The following is a 20,481-nucleotide window of genomic DNA, read 5'->3' on the forward strand; positions in this document are numbered from 1 at the left end:
ACCGACGACCTCGGTCGTTGAACGGGTGAGTCGCTCGACCAGACGGTCACAGGCGACGGACGACAGACGAATCGAAGGGACCAGACGGTGCGAGAAAGTAGCAATCCGGTGATGCGGGGTGTCCTCCGCGACAACCAGAAGGCGGGTGGCTATGCCGGGTTCGGGACCGGGATGGCCGGTGCCGGCCAGGGAGCCATGTTCGGCCAGCCCGGCCAGCCCCAGCAGGTCGACCCCTACGCCCGCCCCGGGCAGCCGGTCGGTGCCCGCTCACTGACCATCGACGACGTCGTCACCAAGACCGCCAGCACCCTCGGTGTGCTGATCGTGTCGGCGATCATCTCCTACTTCCTCGTGCACCAGAACGAGGGCCTGGCGATGCCGCTGCTGCTGATCGGCGCGCTCGGTGGCCTCGCGCTCGTCCTGGTCGCGACCTTCGGTCGCAAGCAGGACAACCCCGCGATCGTGCTGTCCTACGCGGTCCTCGAGGGTCTGTTCGTCGGTGCGATCTCGTTCGTGTTCGCCAACTACGCGGTCAGCGGCATCTCCGCGGGCGTGCTCATCGGTCAGGCCGTCCTCGGCACGTTCGGCGTCTTCGCGGGCATGCTCGTCGTCTACAAGACGGGCGCCATCCGCGTCACCCCGCGCTTCACCCGCATGCTGTTCGCCGCGATGATGGGCGTCATCGTCCTCATCCTCGGCAACCTGGTCGTCGGGTTCTTCAACGGCGGATCGGGCCTGGGTCTCTACGACGGTGGCCCGTTGGCCATCATCTTCTCGCTGGTCTGCATCGGCCTGGCGGCGTTCAGCTTCCTCGTCGACTTCGACTCGGCCGACCGCCTCATCCGCGCGGGCGCACCGGAGAAGGCGGCCTGGGGCATCGCCCTCGGACTCACCGTCACCCTGGTGTGGCTGTACGTCGAGATCCTGCGACTGCTTAGCTACTTCAACTCCGACTAGTCACCGGCTGACGAAGAACCCCGCACCTCCTCGAGAGGGGGTGCGGGGTTCTTTGCGTCGGAGGAGCGTTCAGCTCAGGCGCTCGAGCACCATCGCCATGCCCTGACCGCCACCGACACACATCGACTCGATACCGAAGGTCTTGTCGTGCGTGCGCAGGTTGTTGATCAGCGTGGTGGTGATGCGGGCACCGGTCATGCCGAACGGGTGGCCCAGGGCGATGGCCCCACCGGAGACGTTGAGCTTGTCGTGGTCGATGCCGAGTTCGGCGGCCGAGCCCAGCACCTGGATCGCGAAGGCCTCGTTGATCTCCACGAGGTCGATGTCGGAGATCGACTTCCCGGCGATCTTCAGCACCTTGCGGATCGCCTCGATGGGGCCGAGACCCATGATCTCCGGCGACAGACCGGTGGCCGCGGTGGCGACGATGCGCGCGAGGGGCGTGAGGCCCAACTCCTTGGCCTTGGTGTCACTCATGATGACCAGCGCCGCGGCGCCGTCGTTGAGCGGACACGCGTTGCCGGCGGTGATGGTGCCGTCGGGACGGAAGACGGGCTTGAGCTGCGACACCTTCTCGTAGCTGGTGCCCGCGCGCGGGCCGTCGTCGGTGGAGACGACGGTGCCGTCGGGCAGGGTGATCGGGTCGATCTCACGCTCGAAGAAGCCCGCGTTGATCGCGGCCTCGGCGCGGTTCTGACTCTGGACGCCCCAGCGGTCCTGGTCCTCACGCGAGATGCCGGTCAGCGTCGCCACGTTCTCGGCGGTCTGGCCCATCGGGATGTAGACGTCGGGGATCAGGCCGGATGCACGCGGGTCGGTCCACGCGGGGCCGCCGCCCTGTGCGGCCGTGGCGGTGCGGGCCTGGGCCTCTTCGTAGATCGGGTTCTTGCTGTTCGGCCACCCGTCGGAGTTGCCGAGGGTTCCGTAGCTCGAGACGCTCTCCACACCGGCGGAGATGAACACATCACCCTCGCCGGCCTTGATGGCGTGCAACGCCATCCGGGTGGTCTGCAGCGACGACGAGCAGTAGCGGTTGACCGTCACACCGGGCACGGAGTCGAGGCCGAGCTGTACGGCGACGACACGGGCGATGTTGAAACCGCCGGCACCGCCGGGCTGACCGATCCCGAGATGGATGTCCTCGACGTCGGCGCGGTCGAGCTCGGGCACCTTGCCCAGGGCGACCTCGATCATCTGTGCCGCCATGTCGTCGGGACGCAGGTCCTTGAGCGATCCCTTGACCGCCCGTCCGATGGGCGAGCGCGCGGTGGAGACGATGACGGCTTCGGGCATGACGAGGCTCCTCGGGAGTTCGTGGGTGGTGCGTGGGCGGATCGGACGTTACGCCATCGAGAGGGGCACCGAGCTAACGCTCGGCCAACGCCACCTCGGCCCGCCTGCGACGCAGCCGGACCGGCCATCCCAGCCGTCGGCGCAACCGCACGACGAGGCGGTTGTTCTCCGCGAACTCCGAGACCTCGGGCGGGTCGGGCAGTGGCCCCGCGCCCCATTCGCCGATCGCCGCGAGCACCTCGGGAAGCATCGTCTGTGCCGCGAGGAGGTACCCGGCCGCCGACGGGTGGTAATTGTCGGCGGAGAACATCCGCTCCGGGGCGGCGAGGAACTCCTTGGCCAGCAGGTCGGCGAGGGGGACCGGGCGGCCTCCGGCGGCGCGCACCTCGTGCTCCTGCGCGGCCGCGAGTCGGAAACCCCACTGCCGCAGCACCGATCGCAGCGGCTGCGGGATCGCCGTGACGGCACCGAGATCGGGGCAGGTGCCCACGATGACGTGCGCGTCGACCTCGCGTAGCCGCCGCACCGCCGAGCCGAGTCGTCGCGCGGCGGGGCCGGGTCGGTTGCGGGCGGTGATGTCATTGGCGCCGACGAGGATCACCGCGACGTCGGGTGGCGCGCCGGCGATCAACATGGCGTCGACCTGTCCCGACAGCCCGCGCGAGGTGGCACCGACGATCGCCTTCGTGCTCAACCGCACGCGCAGACCGCTCTCGCGACACAGCATCCGCGTGAGGACCACCCCGGGTGTCTCGTCGGCGACGTCGGCGCCGAGTCCGGCGGCGGTCGAGTCGCCGAACACCATCAGGTGCAGGTCGAACTCGCTGCGCGGTGTGATGCGTTGCGGACCGGATCCGTCGGGGAGATAGAGGCCGTCGCCGTTGGGCGCGTTGTCGGTGCGATGGGGGATCACCGACCGCGCCGTACGGGCCTGACCGGTGAGAAACGAGTACACCGCCCACCCGGCGCCGGCGGTGCCCGCCGTCGCGGCCACCGTCGCGGTGACATCGCGGACCATTCGCCGCCGGGTTGCAGGCACACGGCCAGCGTATCGGTCGGCGACGAACGAACCGGGGTGCAGGGCGGGGGCTCGCCGGATGGAGGGCATCGCCTGCGACACCTCGCGCGCGGGTCTGGAACGATGGAGTCATGCGCATCGCCAATCACGTCGTCGACCTGGTCGGCGGCACCCCGCTGGTCAAGGTGAACTCGGTCGTCAGCCCCGGATCGGGGCTTGTCGCGGCCAAGGTCGAATACCTCAACCCCGGTGGGTCGTCCAAGGACCGCATCGCGGTCAAGATGGTCGACGCGGCCGAGGCCTCCGGTGAGCTCAAGCCCGGCGGCACGATCGTCGAGCCCACCTCGGGCAACACCGGCGTCGGCCTCGCGCTCGTCGCCCAGCAGCGCGGATACCACTGCGTCTTCGTGTGCCCCGACAAGGTCGGTGAGGACAAGCGCAACGTGCTCAAGGCCTACGGCGCCGAGGTCGTCGTGTGCCCGACCGCGGTCGCCCCCGACAACCCCGACAGCTACTACAGCGTCTCCGACCGCCTCGTGCGCGAGATCGACGGCGCGTGGAAGCCCAACCAGTACTCCAACCCCGCCGGCCCGCAGAGCCACTACGAGACCACCGGACCGGAGATCTGGGCCGACACCGACGGGAAGATCACCCACTTCGTCGCCGGCGTCGGCACCGGCGGCACCATCACCGGCACCGGTCGCTACCTCAAGGAGATGTCCGATGGTCGCGTGAAGATCATCGGCGCCGACCCCGAGGGTTCGGTCTACTCCGGCGGCACCGGACGCCCGTATCTCGTCGAGGGTGTCGGCGAGGACTTCTGGCCCAGCGCCTACGACCCCTCGATCCCCGACGAGATCATCGCCGTCTCCGACGCCGACTCGTTCGACATGACGCGCCGCCTCGCCCGCGAGGAGGGTCTGCTCGTCGGCGGATCCTGCGGCATGGCGATGGTCGCGGCGCTGAAGGTGGCCGAGCGCGAGGGCCCCGACGCGGTCGTCGTGGTGCTGCTGCCCGACGGCGGTCGCGGCTACATGGCCAAGATCTTCAACGACAGGTGGATGAGCAGCTACGGATTCCTGCGCACCTCGCTCGACGGCAAGGACAAGGGGGACCCGTCGGTCGGCGACGTGTTGCGCGGCAAGTCCGGTGCCCTGCCCGACTTCGTCCACACCCACCCGGCCGAGACCCTGCGCGACGCGATCGAGATCCTGCGCGAGTTCGAGGTGTCGCAGATGCCGGTCGTCGGGGCCGAGCCGCCGATCATGGCCGGCGAGGTCGCTGGTGCGGTCACCGAACGCGAGCTGCTGAGCGCGGTGTTCGAGGGGCGCGCGAGCCTGGCCGACCCGGTGTCGTCGTTCATGGGTGAACCGTTCCCACTGATCGGCGCGGGCGAACCGGTGTCGGCGGCGACCAAGGCGCTCGGTGAGTCCGACGCGCTGATGGTCGTCGAGGACGGCAAGCCGATCGGCGTCATCACCCGACACGACCTGCTGGCCTTCGTCAGCTCCTCACCCCGGATCGGAACATCGTCATGAGTGAACAACGCAGCCGTGTCGACGCGAGTCGGTGGCAGGGATTCGGCACCAAGGCGATCCACGCCGGCTACGAACCGGACCCGCTGACCGGGGCGGTCAACCCCCCGATCTACGCCAGCTCCACCTTCGCCCAGGACGGCGTCGGCGGGATGCGCGGCGGATTCGAGTACGCGCGCACCGGCAACCCCACGCGGCAGGCACTCGAGGGCAACCTCGCGGCGATCGAGAGCGGTTCGTACGGAAGGGGTTTCGCCTCCGGCATGGCGGCCACCGACGCCCTGTTGCGCGCGACGCTGCGTCCCGGTGACCACCTGGTGATCCCGAACGACGCCTACGGCGGGACGTTTCGTCTGATCGACAAGGTGTTCACCCAGTGGGGCATCAACTATTCGGTGGCACCGGTCTCCGACATCGATGCGGTGCGCGCGGCCATCACCCCCGCGACCAAGCTGGTGTGGGTCGAGACGCCCACCAACCCGTTGCTCAACATCGGTGACATCGAGGCGATCGCAGGTGTCGCACACGAGGCCGGCGCGAAACTCGTCGTCGACAACACCTTCGCCTCGCCGTACCTGCAGCAGCCGCTCACGCTCGGCGCCGACGTGGTGCTGCACTCGACCACCAAGTATCTCGGCGGGCACTCCGACGTCGTCGGCGGTGCGCTGGTCACCGACGACGAGCAGCTCGACACCGATCTGGCGTTCCTGCAGAACGGTGCCGGTGCGGTCCCCGGGCCGTTCGACGCCTACCTGACCCTGCGCGGCATCAAGACCCTCGCGGTGCGGATGGACCGCCACAGCGACAACGCCGAGAAGATCGTCGAGTACCTGCAGTCGCACCCGAAGATCGAGAAGGTGCTCTACCCGGGCCTCGAGTCGCACCCGAACCACGCTGTCGCGGCAAGGCAGATGAAGCGCTTCGGCGGCATGATCTCGGTGCTGGTCGCCGGGGGAGCCCCGGCGGCACAGGACTTCTGCGCCCGCACCGAGGTGTTCACCCTCGCCGAGTCGCTGGGCGGGATCGAGTCCCTCATCGAGCACCCCGCGGCCATGACGCACGCGTCCACGGAGGGCTCGCTGCTGGAGGTCCCGGCGAATCTGGTCCGCCTGTCGGTCGGTATCGAGGACATCGCCGACCTCCTCGGTGACGTGGAGAACGCGTTGAGCTGAGCGCAAACGCCCCTGGAACCTGAGAAAATGCTTAACATCGGCAGGTGGAATACCGGCTTCTCGGGCATATGGACGTGCGTGCGGGTGCGCGCGACGTAGTCCTGGGCGGGCGCAAACAGCGGGCTGTCCTGGCGGTGTTGTTGCTCAACGCCGGCTCCACGGTCGACATCGACCGACTCGTGGATGCGATCTGGGACGACGACCCGCCCGCGAAACCGGTGACGTCGGTGCGCGCCTACGTCGCCAACCTCCGTCGTGCCATGGACACCGCCGTCGAACACTCCTCGGCCGCGATCATCACCGACGCCGCCGGTTATCGCGTGGAGATCGCGCCCGGCGAACTCGATGTCGTCACCTTCGACGACCTCACCGCCCGGGGGCGCCACGCGCTCACCGTCGGCGACGCCGGTCTCGCCGAACAGATCCTCGCCTCGGCGCTCGCCCTGTGGCGCGGACCGCCCCTGCTCGACTTCGCCGGCCGGTCGTTCGCCGATGCCGCTGTGCACCGGCTCACCGCGCTGCGGACGACGGCGGCAGAGGGACTGTTCGAAGCCGGCCTGGCCCTCGGCCGCGACGCCGAGCTCATCCCGGGACTCCAGGACCAGGTGCGGATCGACCCGCTGCACGAGCGGCTCTGGGGGCAGCTCATGGTCGCGCTCTACCGCTCCGGTCGCCGTGCGGAGGCGTTGGCGACCTACGCGAGGGCCCGCGACGTCCTCCACACCGATCTCGGTGTAGCGCCGGGCGCGGCCCTCGAACAGCTGCGTCGTGAGATCGCCCGCGAATCCGGCGATCTCGACCATCACCCCCGGCGTCTGGACGTCGGGACCGTGGAGATCGACACCGCCGCCCACCACCGCCTGGTCGCATGTGACCGCGAGATCGAACTCCTCGGTGACGCGGTCACGACCACGGCGCGGGGTCGCGGGACGATCGCGGTGATCCGCGGTGATTCGGGCACCGGGAAGTCGTCGCTGGCCGCGGTCGTCGTCGACGACGCCGCCGAACGCGGGTTCGGCTTCGCGTGGGCCGGGCACACCGGTGCGCTCCGCGAGCCGCCGATGTGGACCTGGGTGCACGTCATCCGACGACTGGCCGAGACCGCCTCGGCGACGATGGCCGACCGGGCGCGAGCACTCGCACCGGAGGTCTTCGCCACCGCCGCGGTGCGTCGATCCCCGGCCGGGACGGCCGTCGCCCCCGATTCCCGATTCGAGGACGCCGGTCAACTCGTCGAGGTCATCGCGCTGCTCGTCTCCGATCGACCGACCCTGGTGGTCCTCGACGATTTCCATCACGCCGAGAAGGCGACCCGCGAGGTGCTCGAACTACTCGCGCCGCGCCTCCGGGAGATACCGCTGCTGGTGGTGGTCACGTGGCAGGACGCGGGGGCCGATCGACCATTGCGTCCCAAAGCGTTTCACCGCCTGCTCAGCCGCTCGGACACCCTCACGATCGGCCTCGGTCCGCTCGACGTCGACGGTGTGCGCGAACTCGTCACCGCCGAGACCCGTGTGCGCGCGCACCCCGATCTCATCGACGCGATCCACGCCCGGACCGCCGGGAACCCGTTCCACGTGCGCGAACTCGCCCGATTGCTCCACGCCGGCGGCCATCTCGACGCCGACACCCGCGAGATCCCCGATTCCGCACCGCCCGACGCGGTTGCCGGGGTGGTCCGACGTCGTCTCGCGGCACTCCCGCGACGCACCCGCCACGCGATCGGTGTCGGTGGGCTCATCGGTGCATCCTTCGAGGCGGCGGTGCTCGCGGAGGTGCTCGAGACCGATGACACCGACCTGCGTGCACGTCTCGCACCCGCATGCCGGGCCGGGGTCCTCGTCGCCGGCGACGAAGCGCCGTACCGATACTGGTTCGCCCACAACGTGATCCAGCTCGTCGCCGCGGACGGGTTGTCGTTCGGCGAGCGGGATCGAGCCCACGCACGCATCGCGGGGTCGTACGCCACGCGGGCGCAGGTCGGCGGATACGAGCAGGCGATGGCCGCCGCCGACCACGCCTGGCGCGCGGGCGCCCACCTCGAACCCGCTGTCGCCGGGGCGCTGATCGAGGGCGCGTTGCGCGGTGCGGTGTCGCGGGCGGAGTACCTCGACATCGCCGAGCTCACCGAACGGGCGGTGACGATGCTCGAGCGCCTGCCCGACGACGACACCCGCCACGAGCGTGCGGCGCGGTTCTGGATGCAACGCGCGTCGGTCCTCGCGGTGTTGACCGGACACAACGCCCTCGAGACCGAGGAGGCGTTGGCCAGGGTGTTCCGCGCCGGTGCCGCGATGACCTCCGCTGCCGAGTTCACCTCGGCGGTGGCGCTGCGGTGCGCGATGTTGGTGGGGACCGCCGGATACCGAGAGGCCGCGGTGCTGGGCGAGAAGCTGATCGACAGGTTCACCGCCGACGGGGAACCGGCGGCCGGTGCGGCGGGCTACTACGTGCGGGCCGTCGCGGCCTTGATGAGCGGTGACCCCGACGGTGCCATCGTCGCGGTGGAGACGCTGCAGGCCGCGGTCCCACCGATCGCCCCCGCCGACAACCTCCTGCTGCTCGACATCCGTGCTCTCGGTGTCGCCGCGCTGGCGCACGCCGTTCGCGGCGACCACGGGATGGGTCGGGCCGTGGCGCGCACCGGGATGGAATTCGCCCGATCCCGGTCCAACGGTTTCGCCGAGGCGATCCTGTCGGTCAACCGGCTGCAGGTCAGCGCCTACTGCGGCGTGGTCACGGGGACGGCGGAGGAGTCCGCGGCACTGGTCGACACGCTGACCGCGGTCGGCGCGGTTGACCTGCTGGGGTCGGCGCGGCTGATCGGCGCGTGGGCCCGCGGTCTCGAACGCGACGGCCCCGACACCACCGGGGAGGCGCGGGATGCGTTGGCGCTGCACACCTCCGGCGGCATGGTCGTCTTCCTGCCGCTGTACCTGCAGCTGCTGTCGGAGATCGAGCAGGCGCACGGACATCTCGACGACGCCCTCGCCAGCGCGCACCGCGCCGCGATGACGGCGCGCGCACACGGCGAGAGGGCCTGGGAGACGAGGCCGGCCGTGCGCAGGATGCTGCACACGGCCGACGCCCGCCTCATCGGTGACACCGGGTCGAGCGCCGGGCTCACTGGCTGATGGTCGCCCCGTCGATCGCCTTGGCCGCGGCACCGAGGATCTCGGCCTGCGCCTGATCGCTCGTACCGTTGAGCTGCAGGATGTACGTCGCACCGGCACCGGGGATGATCACGGTCTTCTGGGCGCTGAGTGCCTCGGTGCCCTCCAGGTCGTAGGTGGCGGCGATCTCGTACGCGGGGTACCCCGACAGTGTCGTGGTGCGTTCGTCGAACACGGAGGCGCCCTTGAGGTTCTTGATCTCGCCGGGCGCGGCCTCGATCAACGCCTGCGCGTCGACATCGCCCTCGAGCTTCGACAGCAACGCGATGAAGTTCGGCTGGTACGACGCCTGCGAGGCGTCGGGGCCGGTGTATTCGATGGCGGCGTAGGCATAGTCGGGGGTCTTGTCACCCGCTGTCGCCCACCCCTCCGGCATCGGCAGGTCGATGGTGGGTGCGCCCTCGGCTCCCGGCTTGAGCGGTGTCTCCACGATGTTGTTCTGCTTGATGTAGTCGGCGATGGTGAAGTTCGTTCCGCTGGCGTCGATGTCGCGGGGTACCAGCGCGCCGGTGGACGGACTCGACGACGCCGTGGAGGCGGCCGACGACGTCGCCGACGAGGTGGAAGGGGAGCTGCTGTCGGAGGAGTCGCTGCTGCATCCGGCCAGCGCGAGAGCCGCGGTGGCGCAGGTGGTGACGGCGAGGAGGCGAACGGTGCTGTGATTCATGGCGGCACCGTAGCGACGCCCGATTGGAGATCGATTGGATCGCGTGCAGTTCGACATCCATCCTTTCCCCAACGTCGCCGGGGTTGGGTCGCCGCCATGACGTCCATGCGCCGCCGCTCACGTGTCCCCGTCTCGGTGCTCGCGGTCCTGACGACCGCGACCATGATCTGCGCGGTGGGGTGTTCCTCGGGCGAAGCCCCTCCCCGCGGCGCAGGGTCGTCGAGTGCGGCGGCACCATCGGTGCCCATCGAGGGTGACGCCTCCGATCCGGTCAACGGCCAGGTCGCCACCGCGATCTCGCGGGTGCAGCGGTACTGGGGAACCGAGTTCCCGGCGCTCTACGACCGCCCGTACACGCCGGTGTCGGGTGGCTTCTACGGCGTCGACCCGGACACCGGACCGCTGCCGCCCTGCGCCGAGAGTGCATCCGACATCGCAGGCAACGCGTTCTACTGCGCCACCGAGGACGTGGTGGCCTGGGATGCGACCGGCCTGCTCCGGCGACTGCGGGAGACCTACGGAGACTTCGTCATCCCGATCGTGATCGCCCACGAGTGGGGGCACGCGGTGCAGGCCCGTGCCGGGTTCGAGGGCGCAACGATCACCCGCGAGATCCAGGCGGACTGTTTCGCCGGTGCCTGGAGTCGTCACGCCATCGACAGCCGCGAGTACCCGATCAGTGCCGCCGACCTCGATCGGGCGCTCGCGGGATTCCTCGAACTGCGCGACGAGCCCGGTACGGCGGCGACCGACTCCTCCGCCCACGGCAGTGGTTTCGACCGCGTGAACGCCTTCCAGAACGGCTACGAGAAAGGCCTCGCCACGTGCGCGGCGTACCGCGACGGATCACCCGCCGTGATCGAGTTGCCGTTCCGCAGCGAGGCGGACGCGGCCGGGGGCGGCGACGCCCCCTACGCCGACATCATCGCCGGCGTGCCCGTCGATCTGGAGGACTACTGGTCGAAGCTGTATCCCGAACTGGCGGATGCCCCGTGGGTCCCGGTGCGGCGCGTGGTCCCCTTCGCCCCGGGTTCGGCACCCACATGCGGGAACAGCCCGACCGAGGGGTTCCTGCTGTTCTACTGTGTGCCCGACGATTACGTCGCCTTCGACAGCACCGACGCGATGCCCACCTTCTACCGAGAGGGCGGCGATTTCGCGGTCGCGGTCCTGTTGGCCACCCAGTGGGGTATCGCCGCGCTGTCGAGGCTCGGCGACGACTCCGACGAGAAGACGAGTTCGCAGCGGGCCGATTGCCTCGCCGGCGCCTGGACGGCCAGCGTGTTGCTGGGCAACCGGCCGTCGTCGAGTGCGTACTCGCTGTCCCCGGGCGACCTCGACGAGGCCATCGCGGCGCTGTTGCTGTTCCGCGGAGACGGTGACGCCGACCGCCAGGGCACCGGGTTCGTGCGTGTCGAGGCCTATCGCAGCGGTGTCATCGACGGCGCGCGGGCCTGTCTGCCCTGAGTCGCCGGACCGCGGCGTCGGCGCGCGGCGCGGAGGCGGTGCGGGGGCTACCGTCGGGTCCATGGTGATCAGCTCTGCGCAGATCGACGAGGCGGTGGCGATGCTGGCGCCGGTCATGCGGCGCACCCCGATGGTGGCGTCGCGCGCCCTGTCGGACATGTGCGGGGCCGACGTCTGGCTCAAGTGCGAGAACCTGCAACGCACAGGGTCGTTCAAGCCGCGCGGTGCCTACCGGCGGATCGCCGGTCTCACCGACGCCGAACGTGCGCGGGGTGTGGTCGCGGCGAGCGCGGGCAATCATGCGCAGGGGGTGGCGTGGTCGGCGACGACGCTGGGCATCGCCTCCCGGGTGTACATGCCGACGGGCGCGTCGTTGCCGAAGGTGACCGCGACCCGCGCCTACGGGGCCGAGGTGGTGCTCGAGGGCGAGATCATCGACGAGAGTCTGGTTGCGGCGCAGGCGTTCTCCGACGAGACCGGCGCGGTCCTGATCCATCCGTTCGACCACGCCGACATCGTCGCCGGCCAGGCCACGGTCGGGGTGGAGATCATGGAGCAGATGCCCGACGTGGGCACCGTGGTGGTGCCGCTGGGTGGCGGGGGGCTCCTCGCCGGGGTGGCGGCGGCGATCAAGGCCGTGCGGCCGCAGATCCGTGTCGTCGGGGTACAGGCGGCGGCCGCCGCGGCGTGGCCGGGGTCGATCGCGGCGGGCACACCCACACGCGTGGCGGAGATGAACACCATGGCCGACGGCATCGCGGTCGCGATGCCCGGCTCGGTCACCTTCGCCCACGTCGAGTCGCTCGTGGACGAGATCGTCACCGTGGGAGAGGATCTCATCAGCCGTGCGGTCCTGCTGATGCTCGAACGCGCGAAGTTGTTGGTCGAGCCCGGCGGCGCGGTGGCGGTCGCGGCACTGATGGAACCGGGTGCGCTGAGGCTGCCCGGTCCGGTGTGCGCGGTGCTCTCCGGAGGCAACGTCGACCCGTTGCTGCTGTCGCATCTCACGACGCACGGTCTGCAGGCGGCAGGCCGCTATCTCACGGTCGCGGTCACCGTGCCCGATCGGCCGGGCGGCCTCGCGATGCTGCTGGAGACCCTTCGTGATTCCGGGGCCAGCGTCGTCGACGTCATACACTCCCGCGTCGCGGGCGAACTACGCCTCGGCGAGGTGCAGGTGACGGTCAGTCTCGAGACCCGCGGACCGGACCACCAGACCGCGGTGCGTGCGGCGTTGCGCGCGGCGGGATTCTTCGACTGATCGAACAGGGCCGTCACGCCGCGAGGGCGAGGGTGTGTGCGTCGGTGTCGTGCGTCGGGTCGATGACGAGATCGATGGAGCCGAAGCACGCTCGCGCCGTGGCGAGGAGGGCGTTGCGGGCGGTGGGGTCGCGGTGGTCTCCGACGATGGCGGCGGCGCGCGCGGACCCGTATCCGCGGACGGCCTCGAGCAGCATCGCGACGTCGGTACCGATCACCACCACGCGACATCCTCGGCGGAGCATCAGTTGCGCGAGGTCGACCGCGAGGTGGTCAGGTGTGGCGTCGGTGGGGACGAGGAGGAGCACTGTGGTGGTCATGTCTCCAGCACACCCGGCGAGTGTGAGGAAACTCTGTCGCCGCGATGAGGAGTCGGCCTCGATGTGGTCTCACGCGGCCTCGGCCGACCCGGCGGAGGTCACCATCACGTCGTCGGTGCGCCACGGGCCGACCGTGATCACACGGCCCGGGTCGGCGACGAGTGTCACCGGGCCGAGGCGACGCTCGACGCGGCGGAACATGTCTCCGAGCATCGTGGGGTCGTCGAGGTCGACGACCATCGCCGGCGACGGGGTGCCGGCGACCAGACCGACGAGTTGGGTGATCCGCGGGCCGGCGACCGCGACGTGATGGCCGGCGCCGATCAGGTCGCGCGCGAGATCTGCGCCGGTGCGGTCGGCCACGGCGACGACGATGACGTCGAGCGGGCCGGGGAGTGAGGTTCGTGCGGACGCCATGGGTGCGTTCCTCTCGTGGGGGTCGTGTGCCTCCCACGACACGGCACGAGCCTGTGCCGAACCTGGCCGCGCACTGTCAACCGGGCGGGAGTCCGCGACCGGGCAGCGCCCGACGACCGCGCCGACGACGACAGCCCGCGTCCGGGGGGACGCGGGCTGTCGGGTCGATCGGGATCAGGAGTGGTACGGCTCCGCGCTGACGAGCGTCACCTTCACCACGGCGCCACTGGGCACCGAGTACTCGCGGGTCTCGCCGACCTCGGCGTCGATGAGCGCGCCGCCGAGCGGCGACACCGGGGAGTACACCTCGAGCGACGAGTCGCCGGCGCCCTCCTCGCGGGTGGCGATGAGGAACGTCTCGGTGTCGTTCTCGTCGCCGTCGTAGTAGACCTTCACGACCGAACCCGGCAGCGCGACGCCCGACTTGGTGGGTGTCTCGCCGACCTTCGCGTTGTTCAGCAGCTCCTGGAGCTGGCGGATGCGGGCCTCCTGCTGACCCTGCTCCTCGCGCGCGGCGTGGTAGCCGCCGTTCTCCTTGAGATCGCCCTCTTCGCGACGCTCGTTGATCTCCGCGGCGATGACGGGGCGATTGGCGATCAGGCCGTCGAGTTCGTTCTTGAGCCGATCATGGGACTCCTGCGTCAGCCAGGTCACCTGTGTGTCGGTCATGGAAGTCACTCCTGTCGAATCTTCTCCGCCCGCGATTCGGGCCGCGCGGTGTGCCCGAACTCCTGCAGGCACCTGCAAATGCAGCAACACGGCCCCTCGTTGGGACCGTGCGTCGTTCGATCTTACCAGGTCTGCCCCGGTGAGAGCCCACACCGACGCTGCTCAGCCTGCTGCGTCGATCCGCGTGAGCGCCTCCTGGTAGCTGGGCTCGGCCTTCTTCAGTCGGCCCACGACGGCGTAGGTGATCGGCATGACGACGATCTCGACGAGGGTCTTCCACACGAAGCCGATGACGGTGTAGTTGACGAAGTCCTGCCAGGTGGAGATGCCCAGCGCCGATGCCGCGATGGAGCAGAAGACGAGGGTGTCGAAGAACTCGCCGACGATGGTGGAGCTGATGAGTCGCGCCCACAGACGGCGTTCGCCGCTGCGCTCCTTCATCTTCACCATCACGTACGAGTTGAGGAACTCGCCGACGAGATAGCCCGACAGTCCGGCGAGCAGGAATTGGGGCACCACTCCGGCCACGGTCTCGAAGGCCTGCTGGCCGTCGTAGAAATCGGCGGCGGGTAGATGGATGGTCAGCCAGAAACAGCCCGAGGCGAGCAGGAGCACACCGAACCCGCTGTAGATGACCCTGCGCATGGCGCGGAAGCCGTAGACCTCGCTGATGACGTCGCCGAGGACGTACGCGAGAGGGAAGAGGTAGAACGCGCCGTCGGTGACGAGTCCGTCGACCTTCAGTGGGCCGAGGTCGAAACTCAGCGACGGGAAGAGCAGTACGCCCTTCGTGCCGGTGATGTTGCTGATGATCATGACGCCGACGAACAGGGCGACGAGGATCGGGAAGTAGGGACTGGTGAGCGAGGCGAAGGCCGGTGTCGCCGGGCGTGAGGCCCGCTGATCGGGATCAGTGTGCGAAACCGGCCGCCCAGACTTGGCGGTGGTCATGGTGGCCAAGTATGCCGCCCGTCTGATCAGTCGGGCGCCTCGCACTGGTCGAGGAACTCCTGCGGAAGCGTCCCCTCGAGCACCACCCGCGAGCCGTCCCACCGGAACGTCACCTCGGTCCCCCCGCCGGGGTCGGCGGTCGAGGGGTGCGGCCCGTGGAAGTAGCCGTAGTGGACATCGACGTGGTCGCGCCCGGACCCCCGCACCCACGCGAGGCTCGCGTTGCAGCGGATACCGGTGCCCAGCCACCGACCGTCGGGTCCGAACAGGAGGAGTTGGTCGGCCGAGGAGGCTGTGCCGTGCTCGGTGGTCAGTTCCGCCCACGACAGCGAGTTGCACGACGACATACTCCTGATTGTCTGGCCGCCCACTTCCAGTCGAACTTCGTCGACGGCGGCGCGATCCGGGAACTGGCGGCCGAGATCTTCGCCGCGGCATCGGGATACGGGCCGCATGGGGTCTCGGCGGCAGTGGTGACAGGGGCCGCGTCCGGTGTCTCGGGCTGGGGTGGTGCCGTCACCTCGGTGGCGGTATCGGTGTCTGCCCCGGCGACCGGTGTTGATGGGGCCGCGGTGACCGTGCGGGTGACGGTGGGGGCGGTCGGTGTCGCTCGCGGTGTCTCCGACGAGCATCCGGCGGCGGCGAGCGTGGTCAGGCAGGCGCTGACCGCAACGGTGATGCGGAGAGGCGTGCGCATGTCAGCACTCCCCGCGGGTGACCTCGTAGGGGAGTGTCCCTTCCATGACCACGCGCGACCCGTTCCAGCGGAAGGTCGCGTACGCGCGGCCCGATGCACCGGCGTTCGACTCGTTCTCGTTGCGGAGGTATCGGTAGGTGACGTTGACGAAGTCGGGCCCCGATCCGGTCACCTCCTGGAAGGCGACGTTGCACTTGATGCCTGTGCCGACGAAGCGGCCCGCGGGACCGAAGAGCAGCAGTTGGTCCGGCGACGAACCCGTTCCGCGGTCGGTGTCGAGGACCACGTACGACAGGGAGTTGCAGGAGTTGAAGTTCGCGCGGGTCGGTACCCACGAGACACCCGGCAGGGGTGGGGCGATCTTCGCGATCGCCGCGTCGATCTGCTGAGAGTTGCCGCCGACGGGCCCGCAGGAGCGGGTGAGGGGCGCGGTCGCGGCGCCGGCATCGGAATCCCCGCCTGATCCCGCCCCTGGTGCCGGGTCCTGAGCGGTGTCGTCCACCTCGGTCGCGGGTGCGTCCACCGAGGTGGTCGTGCTCACCGATGGAGCGGTGACGGTCACCGTCGACGGCGACGAGGTGGTCGCGTCGTCGGAACCACAGGCGGCGAGCGAGGTAACTGCGCAGAGTCCTAAAACGGTTGTCGCGGTGCGTGTCACGATTCTCATGGTCAACATTCCTGTCGGGTGGGTTCGGGTTCTCCGGTCGGCGTGCATCGCACGCGTCAGCATTTCCCCTGGGTGAACTCGGACGGCAGTGTCCCCTCCATGACGATGCGAGATCCGTTCCAGCGGAAATCCACGTTCGCGACTCCGACGGGGTTCTGAGTCGTGGACTGGAGCGGGTCCGAGGGATCGGGGTAGCGGTAGGTCACATGGATGGCGTCGTTCGCGGGGAGCGACACGTACTCCTGATAGCGCGTCTGGCAACGGATTCCGGTACCGAGGAACCGTCCGTCGTGGTAGATCAGCAGCTGCCGGGGTGCTGCGACCGGGGCCGCGGAGGCGAGTACCTCGACCCAGCTCAGTCCGGCGCACGGGTTGCCTCCGACCTGGCTCACCCGCCACGTCGGAGACGTACTCGGCGGTGCGATCGCGCGCATGTCCGCCGACACGGTCGACGGCACACCGGAGGCGGGGTCGCAGGTCGATGCGGTCTGCGCGCCGTCGGCGGGGCCCGCGCCATCCGCATTCGAGCCGTTCGCATTCGAGCCGACCGGGTTCGAACCGCCGGAATCGGCAGTCCCACCGGTGGTGTCGACACCGGATCCACCTGCCTTCGCCTGCGGCGTGGGGGATGAGGTCGTGGTCGCGGTGACCGTCACGGTCGAGGTCGAGGTGCCGGGCGAGTCGCCACAGGCGGCGAGCAGCGTGCCTGCCGCCACGGCGACGGCGACGCCACAGGTGAGTCGCCGTGCGCGAGACATCGTCTGATCACGGAGTCGAGGTGCGGTCATGTCAGCACTTCCCCTCGGTGAAGGCGTACGGCAGCGTGCCGTCCATCACGATGCGAGAACCGTTCCAGCGGAACGTGACATCGGCCTTGCCCACACCGCCCTGCGAGCGCTGCTGCTCAGGGTTGCTCTCGTCGATGTAGGTGTACTGGACGGTGATGGCGTCCGGTGACGTCGCGAGAACGTATTGCCCACGCGGTGCTTCGCATCTGATCCCGGTGCCCTGGAAGTGGCCGTTGTGAAAGATCAGCAACTGGTGCTCGCGAACCGGTGCGAGTGCGCCGGCCCGATCGAGTTCGATCCAGCTCAGTCCGCGGCACCATGCGCCGCCGGCGTTGTAGGCGTGCCAGGAACCGTTGTGGTCGGGCTGCGGGATGCGCGCGCTGTCGCGTGCGGCCGCCGCGGCGGTCCCGATGTTCGGCGCGCAGTCCGTGCTGTCGTCGGAGCCCGTGGCACCCGACCCGCCGGCACTGTCGCCACCGCCGGCCGCGGGGACGACCGCGGTCACCGTGGTGGTCGAGGGGAGTGGGGTGGTGACCGGCGCGACGTCGGAGGAGTCGGCGGCGACCGTCGCCGTCGCGGTGCGGTCGCGCGTGGGGAACGACACATCGTCTGTGCCGCAGCCGGCGAGGACGCCGACCGCGCACGCGCTGAGGCTCAGAAGGACGACGGAACGGGGAAACGAGGGGAGGGCGATTCTCATGGCGGGGTCTCTGCTCTCTGCCGGGACGTGTTGCCCGGTATCTCGCAGTACCATCGCACTTCGTTAGCGCAGAGAACCGACTGATATCAACTCGTTACCTACACCGCGCCCGACCGGTGTCGGGGGAGTCAGTCGGTGGGTGGGCGCAGATACGCAGGAACCGTCTGTGAGCAGCCGAAGACCTCGCCGATGGCCGGTGGCGCCGATGTCCGGACCCGTGACACGACGCCGGACTGCTGCGCGTCGCCCGGGGCGACGAGGACCTCGCGTCGCCCGACCTCGGATCCGTCTCGCGCGCGTGCGCGGACCACGCAGGCGACCGGCTCACGCGGGTTGCTGCGGGTGACGGTGAACTGGACGTCGATGGTGGTGGCGTCGACGATGTCGTAACCGGTCGCCTCGCCCGACACCGGCGGATCGGCGAACTTCTTGTAGCCGACGTAGGCGACGGTGAGACCTGCTGCCACCACCACGATCGACAGGATGATCAGCCAGCGGCGTCGGGCGCTCACCGGACGCTCGGTGGGATACCGGCCGGGGGGCGGTGTCAGGCCGGTGGTCATGGTCCATACCTACCACGAGTGCGACGATGCCCCGGATCGACATCGGTGGGGTGATCAGGGGCGCGCGGGCCGTCGAGTCCTCCCGGTGGGAGAATCGGTGCAGCGAGCGGCGACGGGCCCGAGGTCGGGCCGATCAGCGGCGAGCGATGACGAGCGGTGTCGAAAGAAGTGAGGACGAGTGCAGTGAGTGGCCTTCGGTTGATGGCGGTGCACGCGCACCCCGACGACGAGTCGAGCAAGGGTGCGGCGACCATGGCCAAGTACGCCTCGGAGGGCCACGACGTACTGGTGGTGACCCTGACCGGCGGTGAACGTGGCGACATCCTGAACCCGGCGATGGATCTGCCGGGCATCAAGGAGCGCATGCCCGAGGTCCGCAAGGAGGAGATGGCCAAGGCCGCCGCGGCGCTGGGTGTCGACCAGACGTGGCTGGGTTACGTCGATTCCGGTCTGCCCGAAGGTGATCCGCTGCCGCCGCTCCCGGAGGGATGTTTCGCGCTCGTCCCCCTCGAGGAGTCGACCGAGGCCCTGGTGCGCGTGGTCCGTGACTTCCGTCCGCACGTGATGATCACCTACGACGAGCGCGGTGGATACCCGCACCCCGATCACATCCGATGCCACGAGGTCTCGATGGCCGCGTACGAGGCGGCGGGCGATCCCGAGCGCTTCCCCGACGCGGGTGATCCCTGGACGGTGTCGAAGATCTACTACACGCACGGTTTCATCCGCGATCGGATGATCCGGTTCTCCGATGAGTTCGACAAGAACGGCCAGGACAACCCCTACAAGGAGTGGCTCGCGAACTGGGATCCCAGTCGTGGCGACCTCATGGGTCGGGTCACGACACAGATCACCTGTGGCGACTTCTTCACCGCGCGCGACGAGGCCTTGCGTGCCCACGCGACCCAGATCGACCCGAACGGGGTGTTCTTCGCCGTGCCGATGGAGTGGCAACAGCGGCTGTGGCCCACCGAGGAGTTCGAACTCGCGAAGACGCGGGTGACGACGGCCATCCCCGAGACCGACCTGTTCGCCGGCCTCGACGCGGTTGCGGACCAGTCGTGAACAGCGCCCTCGTCCTCGCGGGCGCGCACGTGACCACCGTGTTGGCGCGCGACGCCGACGGACCCGAGTTCGGCAAGGCGTCGCCGTTGGGTCTGTTGCTCGTGCTCCTGCTGCTGGTGGGCACGGTGTTCCTGATCCGCTCCATGAACAAGCGGCTGCGCAAGCTGCCGACCAGCTTCTCCCGAGACCAGCCCGAACCCGATCAGGCCGCGGACGACGGAACCGATCCCGGCAGCGTGGGCAACGACACCGGCCCCGCGCGGGGCCGCGACGAGTAGTCGCGACGACGCACGAGGCCGGGTGGGTCGGACCCGATCGATCAGGACAGCGTGAAGGCCGGGTTCGGCTTCACGGTGAGGTTGTTGATCGTGCAGTTCCCGGACAGCGACTGATTGGTCGAGGTCAGGGTGTTGGTGAGGTTGTCGAACGAGCCCGCGAGGGTGGCCGGGCCGCAGTTGCTGCTCAGCACCGAGAACGCGACACCGGAGACCTGACCGGTGGTCGCGCTGGTGGGTGTCAGGGTCCACGGGAGGCCCTTGATCACGGGAACACCGCACAGGAAGTTGCTGCCGCTGACCTTGGCGCCGGTGATCGAGGCGGCGCTGCCGTCGGCGTTCACCGTTCCGGTCAGGGTGATGTTGCAGTTGACGGGCACGCCGAACGACGCGTCCGAGGTGACCGAGATCGTGCCCGGGGCGGTGAAGGCGGTGTTCGCGGGGGAGATCGTCGCGGCACCGGCCACTCCGGCTCCCAAGGTCACGCCGACGACGGCGACTGCGGCGGCGACGGTGGCGAGGGAGCGCGAGCGGACGGTGGTGGTGAACCTCATGGGGGTGTCCTTCGGGTGAGGGTGGGGTCGAGCGGGCGATCGTGACGTCGATCACTCGAAATGGGACGTTAGGCTCACGAACTTCTTGATTCGCATCCTTCCGAACAGGTCTGTGAGAAACCACAACCTGCCCGATTTGTCGTGGTGATGTCGGGCTCGTGTACCTTCGGTGGCGTGATCACCACCGGCTGCGCCTATCGCTGGCGTTTTATCGAGGCTCCGGGTGGAGCCGTCGATGGAGCGCGTCGCGTGACGTAACCGTCGAACCCCTAC

General features: G+C 69.3%; 21 protein-coding genes. 8 read left to right on the top strand and 13 right to left on the bottom strand.

Annotated elements, in window-relative coordinates; genetic code table 11:
* Positions 1-87 precede the first annotated feature (87 nt).
* The gene (locus tag ACLBW1_RS06315) at positions 88-957 is read left to right on the top strand and encodes a Bax inhibitor-1/YccA family protein (RefSeq protein ID WP_447810763.1); all 870 of its coding nucleotides are present in this window, start codon (positions 88-90) and stop codon (positions 955-957) included.
* 69 nt (positions 958-1,026) lie between these two features.
* Here ACLBW1_RS06315 and ACLBW1_RS06320 read toward each other — a convergent pair whose 3' ends face one another.
* Together ACLBW1_RS06320 and ACLBW1_RS06325 are read right to left on the bottom strand one after the other, a co-directional pair.
* Positions 1,027-2,250, bottom strand: coding sequence for an acetyl-CoA C-acetyltransferase (locus tag ACLBW1_RS06320; RefSeq protein WP_447810765.1), 1,224 nt, complete (start codon positions 2,248-2,250; stop codon positions 1,027-1,029).
* Positions 2,251-2,323: 73 nt separating this feature from the next.
* Positions 2,324-3,268: an SGNH/GDSL hydrolase family protein gene (locus ACLBW1_RS06325; RefSeq protein ID WP_447811167.1), complete on the bottom strand. Its 945-nt coding sequence runs from the start codon at positions 3,266-3,268 to the stop codon at positions 2,324-2,326.
* Positions 3,269-3,399: 131 nt separating this feature from the next.
* On the opposite strand from ACLBW1_RS06325, the gene ACLBW1_RS06330 reads away from it, so the two are divergent.
* From ACLBW1_RS06330 to ACLBW1_RS06340, 3 genes are read left to right on the top strand one after another with little or no spacing between them, the layout of a single operon-like run.
* Positions 3,400-4,806: a cystathionine beta-synthase gene (locus ACLBW1_RS06330; protein ID WP_447810766.1), complete on the top strand. Its 1,407-nt coding sequence runs from the start codon at positions 3,400-3,402 to the stop codon at positions 4,804-4,806.
* Positions 4,803-5,975, top strand: coding sequence for a cystathionine gamma-synthase (locus ACLBW1_RS06335; RefSeq protein WP_447810768.1), 1,173 nt, complete (start codon positions 4,803-4,805; stop codon positions 5,973-5,975). The genes ACLBW1_RS06330 and ACLBW1_RS06335 overlap by 4 nt, the downstream gene beginning before the upstream one ends.
* 44 nt (positions 5,976-6,019) lie before the next feature.
* On the top strand, positions 6,020-9,109 hold the full coding sequence (locus ACLBW1_RS06340; RefSeq protein ID WP_447810770.1) for a BTAD domain-containing putative transcriptional regulator: 3,090 nt from the start codon (positions 6,020-6,022) through the stop codon (positions 9,107-9,109).
* Here the strand turns inward: ACLBW1_RS06340 and ACLBW1_RS06345 are convergent.
* A complete protein-coding gene (locus ACLBW1_RS06345) occupies positions 9,099-9,815 on the bottom strand; it encodes an LpqN/LpqT family lipoprotein (protein ID WP_447810772.1) in 717 nt (238 codons plus the stop codon). The genes ACLBW1_RS06340 and ACLBW1_RS06345 overlap by 11 nt on opposite strands.
* 96 nt (positions 9,816-9,911) lie before the next feature.
* Here ACLBW1_RS06345 and ACLBW1_RS06350 point away from each other — a divergent pair, with 96 nt between their 5' ends.
* Together ACLBW1_RS06350 and ilvA are read left to right on the top strand one after the other, a co-directional pair.
* Complete coding sequence (locus ACLBW1_RS06350; RefSeq protein ID WP_447810774.1) at positions 9,912-11,282, top strand: neutral zinc metallopeptidase; 1,371 nt, start codon at positions 9,912-9,914, stop codon at positions 11,280-11,282.
* A 61-nt stretch (positions 11,283-11,343) separates the two neighbouring features.
* Positions 11,344-12,543, top strand: coding sequence for a threonine ammonia-lyase (gene ilvA, locus ACLBW1_RS06355; RefSeq protein WP_447810775.1), 1,200 nt, complete (start codon positions 11,344-11,346; stop codon positions 12,541-12,543).
* Positions 12,544-12,556: 13 nt separating this feature from the next.
* On the opposite strand, the gene ACLBW1_RS06360 is transcribed toward ilvA, so the two are convergent.
* From ACLBW1_RS06360 to ACLBW1_RS06400, 9 genes are all read right to left on the bottom strand, one after another.
* Positions 12,557-12,862 carry a hypothetical protein gene (locus ACLBW1_RS06360; protein WP_447810776.1) on the bottom strand — a complete coding sequence of 102 codons (306 nt, stop codon included), beginning with the start codon at positions 12,860-12,862 and terminating at the stop codon, positions 12,557-12,559.
* 69 nt (positions 12,863-12,931) lie between these two features.
* Positions 12,932-13,279: a hypothetical protein gene (locus tag ACLBW1_RS06365; protein WP_447810777.1), complete on the bottom strand. Its 348-nt coding sequence runs from the start codon at positions 13,277-13,279 to the stop codon at positions 12,932-12,934.
* Between the two features lie 174 nt (positions 13,280-13,453).
* Positions 13,454-13,948 carry a transcription elongation factor GreA gene (greA, locus tag ACLBW1_RS06370; RefSeq protein ID WP_447810778.1) on the bottom strand — a complete coding sequence of 165 codons (495 nt, stop codon included), beginning with the start codon at positions 13,946-13,948 and terminating at the stop codon, positions 13,454-13,456.
* A 162-nt stretch (positions 13,949-14,110) separates the two neighbouring features.
* Positions 14,111-14,899, bottom strand: coding sequence for a queuosine precursor transporter (locus tag ACLBW1_RS06375; protein WP_447810780.1), 789 nt, complete (start codon positions 14,897-14,899; stop codon positions 14,111-14,113).
* Between the two features lie 26 nt (positions 14,900-14,925).
* A complete protein-coding gene (locus ACLBW1_RS06380) occupies positions 14,926-15,246 on the bottom strand; it encodes an LppP/LprE family lipoprotein (protein WP_447810781.1) in 321 nt (106 codons plus the stop codon).
* Positions 15,247-15,597: 351 nt separating this feature from the next.
* On the bottom strand, positions 15,598-16,137 hold the full coding sequence (locus ACLBW1_RS06385; protein WP_447810782.1) for an LppP/LprE family lipoprotein: 540 nt from the start codon (positions 16,135-16,137) through the stop codon (positions 15,598-15,600).
* A 182-nt stretch (positions 16,138-16,319) separates the two neighbouring features.
* A complete protein-coding gene (locus tag ACLBW1_RS06390) occupies positions 16,320-17,051 on the bottom strand; it encodes an LppP/LprE family lipoprotein (protein WP_447810783.1) in 732 nt (243 codons plus the stop codon).
* A 1-nt stretch (position 17,052) separates the two neighbouring features.
* The gene (locus tag ACLBW1_RS06395) at positions 17,053-17,751 is read right to left on the bottom strand and encodes an LppP/LprE family lipoprotein (protein ID WP_447810784.1); all 699 of its coding nucleotides are present in this window, start codon (positions 17,749-17,751) and stop codon (positions 17,053-17,055) included.
* 128 nt (positions 17,752-17,879) lie between these two features.
* Positions 17,880-18,314 carry a DUF4307 domain-containing protein gene (locus ACLBW1_RS06400; RefSeq protein WP_447810786.1) on the bottom strand — a complete coding sequence of 145 codons (435 nt, stop codon included), beginning with the start codon at positions 18,312-18,314 and terminating at the stop codon, positions 17,880-17,882.
* Between the two features lie 201 nt (positions 18,315-18,515).
* Here ACLBW1_RS06400 and mca point away from each other — a divergent pair, with 201 nt between their 5' ends.
* Complete coding sequence (gene mca, locus ACLBW1_RS06405; protein ID WP_447810787.1) at positions 18,516-19,379, top strand: mycothiol conjugate amidase Mca; 864 nt, start codon at positions 18,516-18,518, stop codon at positions 19,377-19,379.
* Positions 19,376-19,657: a hypothetical protein gene (locus ACLBW1_RS06410; protein WP_447810788.1), complete on the top strand. Its 282-nt coding sequence runs from the start codon at positions 19,376-19,378 to the stop codon at positions 19,655-19,657. Before mca ends, ACLBW1_RS06410 begins: the two co-directional genes overlap by 4 nt.
* A 41-nt stretch (positions 19,658-19,698) precedes the next feature.
* Here the strand turns inward: ACLBW1_RS06410 and praA are convergent, their stop codons facing one another.
* Complete coding sequence (praA, locus tag ACLBW1_RS06415) at positions 19,699-20,208, bottom strand: alkane oxidation protein activator PraA (protein WP_447810789.1); 510 nt, start codon at positions 20,206-20,208, stop codon at positions 19,699-19,701.
* Between the last annotated feature and the right edge of the window lie 273 nt (positions 20,209-20,481).

The sequence above is a fragment of the Williamsia sp. M5A3_1d genome (genome assembly GCF_053345315.1).